Annotated in this window: 11 protein-coding genes; 3 read left to right on the forward strand and 8 right to left on the reverse strand. The window is 49.0% G+C overall.

Annotated features, from left to right (window positions below; all coding sequences use genetic code 11):
* Positions 1-266 precede the first annotated feature (266 nt).
* The 5 genes from DXD12_RS11485 to ftsH all read right to left on the reverse strand — a co-directional run bounded on the left by DXD12_RS11485 (position 267) and on the right by ftsH (position 7,547).
* Positions 267-1,229: an ABC transporter permease gene (locus DXD12_RS11485; protein ID WP_118638392.1), complete on the reverse strand. Its 963-nt coding sequence runs from the start codon at positions 1,227-1,229 to the stop codon at positions 267-269.
* The gene (locus tag DXD12_RS11490) at positions 1,226-2,302 is read right to left on the reverse strand and encodes an ABC transporter permease (RefSeq protein WP_022360157.1); all 1,077 of its coding nucleotides are present in this window, start codon (positions 2,300-2,302) and stop codon (positions 1,226-1,228) included. Before DXD12_RS11490 ends, DXD12_RS11485 begins: the two co-directional genes overlap by 4 nt.
* Positions 2,299-3,855: an ABC transporter ATP-binding protein gene (locus DXD12_RS11495; RefSeq protein ID WP_107000563.1), complete on the reverse strand. Its 1,557-nt coding sequence runs from the start codon at positions 3,853-3,855 to the stop codon at positions 2,299-2,301. Before DXD12_RS11495 ends, DXD12_RS11490 begins: the two co-directional genes overlap by 4 nt.
* Positions 3,856-4,047: 192 nt before the next feature.
* Positions 4,048-5,241 carry a BMP family ABC transporter substrate-binding protein gene (locus DXD12_RS11500; protein WP_107000564.1) on the reverse strand — a complete coding sequence of 398 codons (1,194 nt, stop codon included), beginning with the start codon at positions 5,239-5,241 and terminating at the stop codon, positions 4,048-4,050.
* Between the two features lie 428 nt (positions 5,242-5,669).
* Entirely contained in the window at positions 5,670-7,547 is a 1,878-nt protein-coding gene (gene ftsH / locus DXD12_RS11505) for an ATP-dependent zinc metalloprotease FtsH (protein ID WP_118638393.1), read from the reverse strand.
* Positions 7,548-7,807: 260 nt separating this feature from the next.
* On the opposite strand from ftsH, the gene DXD12_RS11510 reads away from it, so the two are divergent.
* The 3 genes from DXD12_RS11510 to DXD12_RS11520 all read left to right on the forward strand — a co-directional run bounded on the left by DXD12_RS11510 (position 7,808) and on the right by DXD12_RS11520 (position 10,379).
* Positions 7,808-8,308, forward strand: a complete 501-nt coding sequence (locus DXD12_RS11510) for a MarR family transcriptional regulator (protein ID WP_118481915.1) — start codon at positions 7,808-7,810, stop codon at positions 8,306-8,308.
* Between the two features lie 202 nt (positions 8,309-8,510).
* Positions 8,511-9,458 carry a tyrosine-type recombinase/integrase gene (locus DXD12_RS11515; RefSeq protein ID WP_243017785.1) on the forward strand — a complete coding sequence of 316 codons (948 nt, stop codon included), beginning with the start codon at positions 8,511-8,513 and terminating at the stop codon, positions 9,456-9,458.
* Between the two features lie 21 nt (positions 9,459-9,479).
* Complete coding sequence (locus tag DXD12_RS11520) at positions 9,480-10,379, forward strand: tyrosine-type recombinase/integrase (protein ID WP_118481913.1); 900 nt, start codon at positions 9,480-9,482, stop codon at positions 10,377-10,379.
* Positions 10,380-10,856: 477 nt separating this feature from the next.
* Here the strand turns inward: DXD12_RS11520 and DXD12_RS11525 are convergent, their stop codons facing one another.
* The 3 genes from DXD12_RS11525 to DXD12_RS11535 form a co-directional block, all read right to left on the reverse strand.
* Positions 10,857-11,609: an amino acid ABC transporter ATP-binding protein gene (locus DXD12_RS11525; RefSeq protein ID WP_117796214.1), complete on the reverse strand. Its 753-nt coding sequence runs from the start codon at positions 11,607-11,609 to the stop codon at positions 10,857-10,859.
* Positions 11,599-12,288: an amino acid ABC transporter permease gene (locus DXD12_RS11530; RefSeq protein ID WP_022360148.1), complete on the reverse strand. Its 690-nt coding sequence runs from the start codon at positions 12,286-12,288 to the stop codon at positions 11,599-11,601. The genes DXD12_RS11525 and DXD12_RS11530 overlap by 11 nt, the downstream gene beginning before the upstream one ends.
* Before the next feature lie 174 nt (positions 12,289-12,462).
* Complete coding sequence (locus DXD12_RS11535; RefSeq protein WP_117796215.1) at positions 12,463-13,296, reverse strand: basic amino acid ABC transporter substrate-binding protein; 834 nt, start codon at positions 13,294-13,296, stop codon at positions 12,463-12,465.
* Positions 13,297-13,649: the final 353 nt, after the last annotated feature.

Genomic DNA, 13,649 nt, shown 5'->3' on the forward strand with positions numbered 1-13,649 from the left:
TCTGAATTTCCGAACTTGCCACATCGTTTTATAACCTTTCCTTCCATTTCAAACAGAAAAAGACGGTTTTCGTCCGATCTTTCTGTTCTATCCCTTTAAAATCTTTGACAAACAACCGTCTTTTCTATTATTTCTATATCATTTCTGATGTCGTCCTATCACCTCAAGCCGCCATCTGACATCACCTATCAAGGGCTTCCCTTATTATTTCATGTGACTACTTTTTGCAGCCCTCCCACAAATCCTATAAGTTCCCCTTCATTTTCCTACCGTTCCTCCCGGAAATAATTCTCGCCCAGATGCGCCGGGATATGTGCCCCTTTATTCTTACGCATCGACGCGATCACCAGCACCAATGCGGTGATAATGAACGGAAGGGCATCGAAAAATGCCGTTGGAATCGCATACGTGTTTTTCGGCACATAGTATTTCAGCACGCGCAGAGCCCCGAAAATAAAGGAACCGTAAATAACATTGATCGGCTTCCACGCCGCGAAGATAACGAGGGCAACGGAAATCCAGCCAAGACCGCCGACGCTGTCGCGCAGCCACACGCCGCCGTTGATGATCATCGAGCAATATGCGCCGCCGATACCGCAGATCGCACCGGATAGCAGGATATTAATGTATCTCCACTTTGTAACTTCGATACCTGCCGCATCTGCTGCGCCCGGATTTTCTCCGATCGCCTGCACATTTAAACCAACCTGTATTTTATATAAGTAGAAACTCGCCACAATCGCGATGATGATTCCAAGATAAACGAACGGGTTATAGGAAAATAATAATTCTCCGACCACCGGCAGATCACTGAGTCCCGGGATGTGGATGTTACGCATCTGTGCCGTCACCGCATCCGGAAGTTTCAGGGTGCCGTTCTCTGATTTTTCCAGCATAAAGACACCGATAAAATTGGCTAATCCGACGCCGAAAATCGTCAGGGTCAATCCCGTTACGTTCTGATTTGCCATAAATGTGACAGTCAAAACACCGTAAATCAATGCCGACAGCATTCCAGCCACCGCCGCAGCTAACAGCGCCGCAACAAAGTTATCCGTCTGATAGCCGACCATGAATCCGGCGCACGCGCCAATCGACATCATGCCCTCGACGCCCAGATTCAGGTGTCCGACCTTCTCACTCAAAATTTCGCCAACCGTGCCAAAAAGGAAAGGCGTACCCGCCAATACAGCCGCCACCAGAAATTTAATTACGATCTCGCTGCTCATGCGCGTGTACCTCCTTTTCCGCGAAATACAAATTGATACCGTATAAACAGTTCACATCCCAGAATGAAGAACAGGATGATTCCCTGCAGCACATCCGCGCAGTCCGAGGACAATCCGAATGAAGACTGAACTACGCTGCTTCCTTTTTCCAGCACGCTGAACAAAAAGGTAACCAGCAGAATCACCGGCGGATTCAACTGTGCCAGCCATGCCACGATGATCGCCGTAAATCCGACACCTCCGGCAACTGCCGTCGTCAGCGTGACATCCGAACCGGTCGCCTGCACCATGCCGCCGATGCCGCAGACAGCGCCGGACAGAAACATCGTCCGCAGAACCACTTTTTTTACATTCATGCCGGCATAGCGGGCTGTCTCCTGGCTCTCTCCCACGACGCTGATCTCATATCCCTGCTTGGAACGATTTAAGTAAACCGCTATCACTACCACAAGAATCAGCGCAATCACCCAGCCGAACTGGATGCCGAACACCTTATCGAGCGCCGCATTCTTATTGAAACGGGCAATCTTCGCATATCCCTGGGAACCTGGGTCACGCCATGCGCCCTCTCTCAAAAATACGATGACATTCAGCGCGATATAGTTTAACATCAGCGTAAACAGCGTCTCGTTCGTATCATACCGGGTCTTAAACCACGCCGGAATGAGTCCCCACAGACCTCCGCCGATCGCGCCTGCCAGAAACATCACGATCACCAGCAGCCAGTGATTCCAGTTCGCATGGAACAGGGCAAAATACGAGGCAAAAATACCGCCCATAATGATCTGTCCCTCGGCTCCGATGTTCCAGAATTTCATTTTAAATGCCAGCGTCACGCCCAGCGACGCAATCAAAAGTGGAATCATGATTTTGACCGTCGCCTGTATCGCCATCTCGCTTCGCAGCGCTCCGGTTACAATCGTCTGATAAATGACAAATGGATTCTGCCCAATCAGCAGGATAAAGAATCCGCCTGCCACCAGAGCCAGCACGATCGCCTCCAGACGGAGGATCAATGTTTCTCTTTTTCCAAGTTCCGCCTTTTTTACAACGCGGATCCACGGTTCTTTCATGCCTGTTCCTCCTTCTTTTCGGATGCCATACTCTTATCCAGCCCCAGCTCGCCCGCCTCGGTACCGGTCATCATCAGTCCCAGCTGTTCTTTCGTGAGCTTCTTCGCATCCACGATACCCGTGATCTTTCCATGGCAGAGTACCATGATCCGGTCTGAAAGCTCCAGAAGCACATCCAGATCCTCGCCGATATAGACAACCGCCACGCCCTTTTTCTTCTGCTGGTTCAGGAGATCGTAAATCAGATAGGAAGAATTAATATCAAGCCCTCGCACCGGGTAAGCCGTGATCAGCACCTGCGGGCTCGACTCAATCTCACGTCCCAAAAGTACCTTCTGGACATTGCCCCCCGACATCATACGCACCGGCGTATCAACGCCCGGCGTCACGATTCCCAGTTCTCCGATCAGGCGTTCTGCCATCTCCCTCGCCGGTTTCCGGTCTACAAACAATCCTTTCCCTTCCGAATAGGACTTGAGCAGCATATTATCAACCATACCCATTGAAGCAACCAGTCCCATACCGAGACGATCCTCCGGCACGAAACTCATGCTGATTCCGAGGCGGATGATCTCCGCCGGAGTCTTACCAATGATATTTTCCTTACGGTACAAAATAGCGCCCTTTTTCGCGTCCATCAACCCGGTCAGCGTCTCGCAGAGTTCTTTCTGACCGCTTCCGGCAACACCGGCAACGCCCAGAATCTCGCCTGTTTTAATCTCAAAAGAAATATCATCCAGCGCCACGCCGCCGTCACTCTTATCGACGGTCAGATCGACAATCTTCAAAATAGTCTCTCTCTTCTCCATCTCCGGGCGCTCGATATTCAGGCTGATTGGTCGTCCAACCATAAGCTCCGTAAGTTTTTTCTCATCACATCCGGCGGTTTCTACCGTCTCGATGCTCTTTCCTTTTCGCAGAATCGTGACACGGTCACTGATAGAAAGGACCTCATTTAATTTATGGGTAATAATAATAATCGCACAGCCCTGTTCTCGCATCCGGCGCAGGATTTTAAACAGCCGCTCCGTCTCCTGCGGCGTCAGGACTGCCGTCGGCTCGTCCAGAATCAGGATCTGGGCGCCTCTATATAATACCTTCAGGATCTCGACCGTCTGCTTCTCGCTGACCGACATGTCGTAGACCTTTTTCTCTGGTTCAATTTCAAGTCCAAATGACTGTCCAAGCGCTTCAATTTTTTCCCGCAACGCCTTTCTTCCCAGCCGTTTTCCCTTGGTTCCCAGCACGATATTATCCATCGCACTGAACACATCCACCAGTTTGAAATGCTGATGAATCATACCTATTCCTAAATTTCTCGAATCTACCGGCGAATTTATGGAGACTTCTTTTCCTCCAACCAGAATCGAACCGGCATCTGGGTGGTAGATACCGGAAAGCATGTTCATGAGCGTTGTCTTACCGGAACCATTTTCTCCCAAAAGTGCCATAATCTCGCCGTACCGGACGGTCAGATCAATCTTATCGTTCGCCACGACGCTTCCGAATGCTTTCGTGATCTGCCTACACTCAATGGCATACTGTTCTGTCATATCGTCACCTCAAATGAATATTTAACCAATTTTTTAATCAATTTTCTAAAAAAGAAAAAAGAGGTGCCGCAAATGAAAGTGGATCCATTTGAAGCTGCCTCCTTTTATCTGTTATATACTCTTGGAATCTGCAACACCCGGAAGCGTTTCCGAACCTGTTTCAGCATCGCTTCCAGGTATATAATTCCGTGATTATTTCTCTACGATGTTCTTGAAGTACCAGTGAATATTGCCTGTGATATCTGCATCAGACATATGCTCGCCCTCGGTGCCAACGGTGGTTCCGTCGTTGCACTCGATCACGCCGTCAAATACATCCCAGTCGCCAGACTCGATCTTCGCACGTGCCTCGTCGATCTTCTCCTGCGTACCATCTACGCACAGGTCAGATAACGGGGAAATGTCTACCAGACCTTCCTCCAGACCGCCGAAGTAGTTCTCGCCTGTCCATGTACCATCAATCAGATCCTGTACAGCTTTGGTATAGTATGCGCCCCAGTTCCAAACGGTGGAGGTCAGAACTGCCTTCGGAGCATCCTTGCTCATATCAGAGTTGTAACCAACACCAAATACGCCAGCTTCCTCAGCTGCCAGCTGCGGGTTCGGTGTATCGCAGTGCTGTCCAATGACATCACAGCCCTCGTTGATCAGGGCTACGGCTGCCTGTTTCTCACCTTCCGGATCGTACCAGCTGTTGGTGGTCTTGATGTAAACGGTTGCATCCGGGTTTACAGAATATACACCCATTGCAAATGCGTCACATCCGCCGGTAACCTCGGCATTGTCCTTGCCCCAGGCGCCGACATAACCGATCTTATTGCTCTCTGTCTTTAAACCAGCCGCGATACCAGTGAGGTAACGGGACTGATAAATCCGTCCAAAATAATTGTTAAAGTTCACACCGTTGGATTTGTAGCCGGTTGCATGGGAGAAGATAACGTCCGGATATTCTTCTGCCAGTGCCTCGCATGCATCCATGTAGCCCCAGCTTGTCGCGAAGATAATCTGGCATCCTTCCTCGACACACTCGCGCATTGCTGTCTCGATGGCAGTCTGATCATCGTCCGCTACGTTGTTCTTGCGGATAATCTGATCATCCTCCAGACCAACGGCTTTCTGCATCGCTACGATACCCTGATCATGCGTATAGCTATAACCGGAACCATCCGCCGGATTTCCAATATGAATCACTCCGACCTTCAGATCCTCTTTAGCAACTGCCGGCATCACGCCCTCTGCTGCCTCGCCTGCTTCTGTGTCTGCCGCGTCAGCTCCCTTTTCCTCCGCTGCCTTCGTATCCGCTGTATCAGAAGACGAAGAAGAACAGCCTGCACACAGGGACAGCGCCATGGCAGCGCTCAGTAACACGCTTACTACTTTTCTCATAACATTTCCTCCTAAGAATGCCTGCGAATGCGGTTCTCTCCCTTTCTCATCGTTTGTCAGAATTCCCTCGCAGAACCTGAAATCCGAAAATAAAACCGCATTCCCGAAAATTTGGATCGATACAGGAAATATTATTGCATATTTACAGACGATTTTCAAGGAATTTGCCTGATTTTTACTGTGATATTTATTAATCTCTTTTCATAAGTTTTACTTATTTCTTTTTCTCTCCTGTAATCCCCCGATATGCAGGAAGGGAACACCGGAGGAATCAGCTGCCAGCATCTTTTTTCGACGCAGACAACACAAAAACAGGCACCAGACATTTCCTTTCAAAATGCCTGATACCTGCTCAGCTCACTGTAACTGATTTCTCTTATAACTTCGGCAAACACGTAACCGTCCACCTTATAATACACGGCTCTGTTTTAAGCCTCTGCCTCGCCATCCTCTTTCTTCTCTTCCAGAATCTTCATAAACTCCTCACCGGTGATCGTCTCCTTATCCAGAAGATAGTCTGCCAGCTCATGAAGCTTATCCTCATGCCCGGAAAGAATAGCTTTCGCTTTCTCATACGCGCTCTTTACCAGCGCAATCACTTCCTCATCGACCCTCGCCGCCGTCTCTGCCGAACAAGCCAGGGAAGTATCGCCGCCTAAGTAGGCGTTGTTGACCGTCTCGAGCGCTACCATGCCGAAATGGTCACTCATGCCGTAACGCGTCACCATCGCACGGGCGATCTTGGTTGCCTGTTCGATATCATTCGAAGCCCCAGTCGTGATAGAATGGAAGATCAGCTCCTCCGCCGCACGGCCGCCGGTCAGTGTCACGATCTTGTTGAACGCCTCTTCCCTGCTCATCAGGAAGCGCTGATCCGCCTCCACCTGCATCGTATATCCGAGTGCCCCGGAGGTTCGCGGCACAATCGTAATCTTGTGGACCGGAGCCGAGTGCGTCTGCAGCGCCGCTACCAGCGCATGACCGATCTCATGGTAGGAGACAATCTTCTTCTCATCCCCGGAAACACCGGCATCCTTCTTCTGATATCCGGCAATAACCGTCTCGACACTCTCTTCCAGATCCTGCTGGGACACGGTCTTTCGTCCCATCCGGACTGCCCGCAGCGCCGCCTCATTGACAATATTTGCCAGCTCCGCGCCGCTCGCACCGTTGGTGGCACGGGCGATCTCATTGTAATCCACACTCTCATCCACTTTAATCTTTTTGCCATGGACTTTCAGAATTGCCTCACGGCCTTTCAGATCCGGCAGCTCTACCGGAATCCGGCGGTCAAAACGTCCCGGACGAAGCAGCGCCGGATCGAGGGATTCCGGACGGTTGGTCGCCGCCAGAATGACAACACCCTTCTTGCCGTCAAAACCATCCATCTCAGTCAGAAGCTGGTTCAGCGTCTGCTCGCGCTCGTCATTGCCGCCCATGCCGGCGCCGTCACGCTTCTTACCAATCGTATCGATCTCGTCGATAAATACGATACACGGCGCTTTTTCATTGGCCTGTTTAAATAAATCACGCACCTTCGCCGCACCCATGCCGACAAACATCTCAACAAATTCCGAACCGGAGATCGAGAAGAACGGAACGTGTGCTTCCCCGGCAACGGCCTTCGCCAGCATCGTTTTACCAGTTCCTGGAGGTCCGACTAACAGGGCGCCCTTCGGCAGCACCGCACCGATCTCCGAGTATTTTTCCGGCTTATGCAGGAAATCGACAATCTCTTTTAACGCATCCTTCGCCTCTTCCTCGCCAGCCACATCCGCAAATGTGATACCTGTCTCGGATTCTGCATAAATCTTCGCATTCGACTTGCCAAACGTCATTGCGTTGCCGGGTCCGCCGCCCATCCGTTTCATCAGTGAACGTCCCATGAGCTGTCCGATTCCCACAAAGAGAATCAGCGGCAGGATCCAGGTCAGCAGGAAATTCAGCAGCGGGGACGCCTGTGTGTTGATCTCCGCACTGTATTTCACATCCTTACCATCCAGCAGGTCATACAGGTTGACACCCGGAATCTCGCCGGTTTTGTAGGTGACATTCCACGCTGTGTTTTTATTGTCATTTTTCAGCGTATAAACGATCTCATTGTTCGTCGTCACATACACTTCATCGACATTATCTTCCTTCAACTGATCGCTGAACTGGTCAAACCGCACCTGCTGCGTCCGATCCATCATAGATGGAAAGAGGAAAATATTTAACAGCATGACAATCAGCATAACCAATCCATAATAATATAAAAATGATTTTCTGGGCGGCTGCTTTCCGCCGCCGTTCGTGTTCTCTACCATAGATTGTTCTCCTTATTGTGAGTCTGTGACAGATGGTTTCTGTGTTTCTGTCACATCGTTTCGTGATACATTAACATATACCGCATTCTTTGTTATTTGTCAATCCACAACAGTAAATATTTATTTACTTTTTATATTTGTTGACCTTTTTGTCTGGATGTGCTAGAGTACAAGTAAATTGATGTTTCCTTGTTTGCAATTTATGTTTGTGAAATGGACCGCATTTTATTACTTTGATATTTAAATTTGGAGGTTTTCCTATGAATCCAGGCAAAAAAAATTCAAATCTTTTAAAAAACACCGGTATCCACTTCCTGGAGTTTGCACTCGGCTTTCTCTCCCTGGCGAAATGCCACTACCAGCCAAGCCATGATATGAAAGTCAACTCGCTTCCATTTTTTGCCCTGATCGCGCTCGACAGCTGGGCAGATCAAGACTATACCATGTCTGAGCTGGCGGACAAGCTGAGTATCACAAAGCAGCAGCTCTCCCATATGATCAAGGTTCTTGAGGAACGCGGTCTGGTCGAGCGGATCCACGATACAGCCAACCGCCGCCGCGTCTACATCCGCATCTGCGATTCCGGTCGTGAGATGATGAACCAGATGAAGCAGGAAATGCTGTCTTCCACCCTGTTTGGGCTGCGCGCTTACACCCCGGAAGAACTGGCATCGATGGACGAGTGCCTGTGCCGCCTGATGGAATTAATGAAGAAATTCAACTGTGAAACCGATGAACCTGTAAAGAATGTATCCGTATGATAAAGACACCGGAGACACTTTTTTCTCCGCTTTCTTTTAAATCCTGTATAATTGACTTTTGTAACGTCCAGCAGCATTCCGGATTGATTTCTCTGCCATTTCATCCTTTCATCCGTTCCGGTGTGTTCCACGCCTCGGCAGAGTTTTCTTTCTGTGCCAATGGACGTTTCTCAATGATACAGAAAGAAGGTTCCTACATATTATGCCACAAATGATAGAAAATCATATTTTTCCACACGCTGCTCATAGCAAACACACTCTCCCCCTCTCATCCAGGCAAACTTCTGCTGCCATTCCACGCCTTTCCGGTCAAACGCGTGCTGCCGCACCTGCAAGAGCCCAAAAGGCCGCGGACGAATTTGCCCGCTACCTGCTCACGCGCAACCTTGCCGATGAGACACTCCGCGCTTACACTTATGCTGTACGGCAGTATTTTACCTATTACCGTGACATTACTTACCCCAATTTAAAGCTATACAAAATCTTTCTGCTCGAGCACTACAAGCCGCAGACCATCAACCAGCGGATCCGGGCTTTGAATGCCTACCTGGATTTTAAAAAGCTCTATCCCGGGCATCTTCCCATGGTAAAAATCCAGCAGAAAACATATCTGGATCACATGATCAGCGAGGCGGATTATGAATACCTGAAACGCTGCCTGCTTCGGGATGAACGGTACACTTACTATTTTCTCATCCGTTTCATGGCGGCAACCGGCGTCCGGGTCAGCGAGGTGATTCAGTTCCAGGCAGAAGATATTTTCTCCGGCTATAAGGACATCTATTCCAAAGGAAATAAAGTCCGGCGCATCTACATCCCACAGTCACTCCGAACCGATACCCTCAAATGGCTTTCCTTTCTCCACAAATCCCACGGTCCCATCTTCCTCAACCGCTTCGATTCCCCCATCTCTCCAGGCGGCATCCGCAGCCAGCTCAAAACCATCGCCCTCTCCTACCACATGACACCGGAAATGGTACATCCGCATGCATTCCGCCACCGGTTTGCCAAGAGTTTTATCGAAAAATGCGGCGATATTTCCCTGCTCTCCGATCTGCTTGGACACAAAAATCTCGAAACAACCCGGATTTACCTGCGTCGTTCCAGCAGCGAGCAGTATGAGATTGTCAACCGGGTAGTCACCTGGTAGAGAGGAGGAAATGAAGCACATATGAATTTTGAAACACTTATTTCCGACTTTGGCATTTACCTTGAAAAACAGGGGCACGCCGCCATCACCATCCGGGTCTACAGCTGTTCCGTCCGGCTGTTTTTTTCGCATTATAACAGCCTTTCAGTCGAGCACCTGCAGTCGTACCGGCGCTGGCTGCTGGAATGTTATAAGCCATCGACAGTGAATACGCGGATTCTGGGGATGAACCGGTTTCTGGATTTTATGCAAAACAGAGGATTGTTGGATAATGAAAAGGCGAATTTTCAATCCCCCATATCCGCCCCCACAGATTCACTCCGCATCACTCCCACGGGTCACTACCGCCTGCGCCCCATCCGGGAGCAGAAGCACACCTACCTTGATACAGTGATCTCCCAGAAAGATTATGACCGGCTCAAACGGCGGCTAAAAAAGGATGAAAATTACTTCTGGTATTTCATCGTGCGTTTTCTCGCCTCCACCGGCGCGCGCGTCAGTGAACTGCGCCAGATCAAAATGGAGGATCTGCAGCTTGGCTATCTCGATCTCTACTCCAAAGGCGGCAAGATACGGCGATTGTTCTTCCCCCTCTCCCTCTGCGGGGAAGCAATCCCCTACTTTGCCTCTCGCGGCATCGACAGCGGCTTTCTCTTCCTGACCCGCCGCCGCACCTGCATCTCCGCACGCGCCATCGAGATGCAGTTAAAAAATATCGCAAAGCGCTACCGCATCAATCCGGCAACAATGTACCCGCATTCTTTCCGGCACCGCTACGCCATCAATTTTTTGAAACGGTTCAATGACATTTCCCTGCTGGCGGATCTGTTAGGACACGACAGCATCGAGACAACCCGGATTTACCTGATGAAATCGAGTCAGGAACAGCAGACAGTGATTGACCGGGTGGTGACGTGGTAGGCACAGGCGTGTGAAAACCATAAAAGGGGAAAGAACTGCCATTTTCCACAATTCTTTCCCCTTTATTATAGATTTATTTTTTCTCTGCCTCCACAATCACGAGCTCATATGGAAGTGCTTCCTCAGCGCTATCGGTTCTAATGTTTTCACCCGACCGTTCTACCGCATTCTCTTTTTTCTCCTGCTTCCCACTGTCCAGCTTTGTCTCAACATTCTGTTCCGCCTTCTTTTCAGAATCTTCCTCCTTTTCTGCTGTTCTACTAATAAGACGATGGGAGATTTCATTTGGTTTTATATATTTGCAATTTTTTTAACAACTTTTCTTTCCAAATAAACATTTTTCAAAACGGAAATTAGAAGAACCAGATGGATAATAGAAAACGCATAAAGATATTACAGGCATAAAAAAAAACCGGCAGAAAGAAAATGTGCTATGACATTCTCTCCCTACCGGACTTTTCCTAATATTAAATTTCCTTACAGCACCTTACTCAAAAATGCCTTCAATCTTTCGCTCTTTGGATGCTCAAAGAACTCCTTCGGTTCGTTTTCTTCGATGAAGTTGCCGCCCTCCATGAACATGACGCGGGTTGCCACCTCGCGGGCGAAGCCCATCTCATGGGTAACCACGACCATCGTCATGTGTTCCTCGGCAAGCTGGCGCATTACGTTTAATACCTCGCCTACCATCTCCGGGTCAAGCGCAGAGGTTGGCTCGTCAAAGAGCATCACATCCGGATGCATTGCCAGGGCGCGGACGATCGCCACACGCTGTTTCTGACCGCCGGAGAGCTGTCCCGGATAGGCGGATGCCTTTTCCTTTAATCCGACACGCTCCAGAAGTTTCAATGCTTCCGTCTCCGCCTCGTCCTTCGGGCGTCCGAGCAGTTTCATCGGTGCCAGCGTCATATTATCAAGAATCGTCATGTGCGGGAACAGGTTGAACTGCTGGAATACCATTCCCATTTTCTGACGGAGTTTGTCAATGTTTGTCTTTGGATCCGTGATATCCGTTCCCTCAAAATAGATGTGTCCGCCGGTCGGAGTTTCCAGCAGGTTCATGCAGCGCAGAAATGTGGATTTACCGGAACCAGATGGTCCGATCACACAGACAACATCCCCCTTGCGTATCTGGGTAGAAATATTAGTCAGGACCTTTAAATCACCGAATGCCTTGGAAAGATCCTTGATGTCAATTATCACTTCTCCGTTTTGTACTTTATCGTTCATTCTTTCTCAGGCTCCTTTCCAGATTCTGTGCAAAGTGGTTGAAGATCATCGTCAGCGCCAGATAAACAGCAGCCACTATCAGAAGCGGTGTCCACGCGTCATACGTTCTGGAACGGATGATATCGCCGCCCTTCGTCAGATCCTGCACCGCCACGTAACCGGCTACCGAAGTCTCTTTCAGAAGAACAACAAACTCATTGCAAAGTGCCGGAAGTACGTTTTTAAATGCCTGCGGCATAATGATATAGCGCATCGTCTGCACATAGTTAAAACCAAGGCTTCGACCTGCCTCCATCTGTCCCTCGTCGATCGACATGATACCGGAACGGAAGATCTCCGCTACATACGCTGCCGAGTTAAGACCAAACGCGATCACACCGACAAAGACGCCAGCAAATACACGCGATACAAAAATACAGTAGTAGAAAATCATCAGCTGGATGACAACCGGCGTTCCCCGGATGACCGTCAGATATACCTGGCAGACACCATTTAAAAATTTCATTTTTCCGGTTTTGTCGTGAGTTGCACGGACAATCGCAATCAGCAGACCAAGGGCAATGCCGATCAGGGTCGCAAATAACGTGATGATCAGGGTATTTTTTAGGCCCCCTGTCAAATACTGCCACCTGTCATCCTTGATCAGGTTTAAATATAAGGCCTGCTTGAGTTTCTCCAATCTGTTTTCCTCCTTGTAAGGTGATATAGACTTGAAAAAGGGCTGCCGCCGAACCGTGTTTTCGCCATTCTGCAGCAACCTTTTTCCGTTCCGTCAGATACCGGAAGCACTCTGGGTGTTTTCCGGATCACCTGAATCCATCCATCTGACGATTCATTTCAATTCTCTTTTATATTACTCAGCGGTAATGTATTTTTCAACGATCTCGTCCAGTTTTCCAGACTCTTTCAGGTTTGCGATGGATGCGTTGATAGCGTCCAGAAGCTCTGTATTGCCCTTCTTAACTGCGATTGCGTACTCTTCTTCTGCATACGGTGTTTCCAGAAGCTTTAAGCCTTCATTCTCGTCTACAAATACCTGTGCCGGTTTGTTGTCAATGATAACTGCATCGATCTTGCCAGTGGACAGCGCCTGTACTGCATCGGCGCCCTTGGAAAATCTCTGTACGCTCTCCTCGCCGAAATCATCGGTGGAGTACAGGTCGCCGGTGGTACCCTGCTGAACGCCGATCTGCTTGCCCTTTAAATCATCCAGGGATGCGATGTCGCTGTCCTCTGTTACGATAACAGACTGAACGCCGATTGCGTAAGTGTCAGAGAAATCCACCTGGGTCTGACGATCCTCGGTAACAGTCATACCTGCTGCTGCGAAATCAGCTTTGCCGGACTGAACCTCCGGGATGATAGAATCGAATGCTACGTCGGTGATTTCCAGAGATGCTCCCATATCCTCGCAGATAGCGTTTGCAATATCTACGTCGATACCTACGATATCATTTCCATCGTGGTACTCATACGGTGCGAACTCAGCGTTGGTGGACATAACCAGAGTCTTTCCTGCAAATGCGCTGTCGCCAGCTTCTGCTGCCTCGCTGCCCTCTGCTGCCTCTGCGGTTGTCTCCTCATTCTCCTCTGCGGCTGCGGTTGTCTCTGCCGGTTTGGAAGAGCATGCTGCTAACGATGCTGCCATAGCAGTTGCCATAGCGATTGCTGCTAATTTCTTTTTCATAATAAATTCCTCCTCATTTCTATTCGCTGCTTTTGTATTTTTATGCAGTAAATACGAATATTCTTACTTTTATTACTGTATCTAGGAATACATTATACCGCATTTTTATAAATAATCAAGCCTGAATTCCTGTTTTTTACATGGTTTTGTATGATTATGCATTCTTTTCCAATTTGTACGGTTCCAGTTACGGACAGATCTGGTTGTTAATTCTTGGCACGGGAGTTTAATAGTTGCATAATCAGGTTAGTGAAATTTTGAAAGTAAATGAAAGCAGATGACAGCTCGAAGAATGTTTCCGGTTTCCGAACGGATTATCAATTCATAACGAACAGTAAAATGAGAACAATTCC

It is taken from the genome of Clostridium sp. TF11-13AC (assembly GCF_003481065.1).
Classification (GTDB): Bacteria; Bacillota; Clostridia; order Lachnospirales; family Lachnospiraceae; genus Otoolea; species Otoolea fessa.

Bases quoted from the DNA above. Each gene is read 5' to 3' on its own strand.
- DXD12_RS11485 (WP_118638392.1), bottom strand. From the start codon at position 1,229: ATGAGCAGCGAGATCGTAATTAAATTTCTGGTGGCGGCTGTATTGGCG.
- DXD12_RS11490 (WP_022360157.1), bottom strand. From the start codon at position 2,302: ATGAAAGAACCGTGGATCCGCGTTGTAAAAAAGGCGGAACTTGGAAAA.
- DXD12_RS11495 (WP_107000563.1), bottom strand. From the start codon at position 3,855: ATGACAGAACAGTATGCCATTGAGTGTAGGCAGATCACGAAAGCATTC.
- DXD12_RS11500 (WP_107000564.1), bottom strand. From the start codon at position 5,241: ATGAGAAAAGTAGTAAGCGTGTTACTGAGCGCTGCCATGGCGCTGTCC.
- ftsH (WP_118638393.1), bottom strand. From the start codon at position 7,547: ATGGTAGAGAACACGAACGGCGGCGGAAAGCAGCCGCCCAGAAAATCA.
- DXD12_RS11510 (WP_118481915.1), top strand. From the start codon at position 7,808: ATGAATCCAGGCAAAAAAAATTCAAATCTTTTAAAAAACACCGGTATC.
- DXD12_RS11515 (WP_243017785.1), top strand. From the start codon at position 8,511: ATGCCACAAATGATAGAAAATCATATTTTTCCACACGCTGCTCATAGC.
- DXD12_RS11520 (WP_118481913.1), top strand. From the start codon at position 9,480: ATGAATTTTGAAACACTTATTTCCGACTTTGGCATTTACCTTGAAAAA.
- DXD12_RS11525 (WP_117796214.1), bottom strand. From the start codon at position 11,609: ATGAACGATAAAGTACAAAACGGAGAAGTGATAATTGACATCAAGGAT.
- DXD12_RS11535 (WP_117796215.1), bottom strand. From the start codon at position 13,296: ATGAAAAAGAAATTAGCAGCAATCGCTATGGCAACTGCTATGGCAGCA.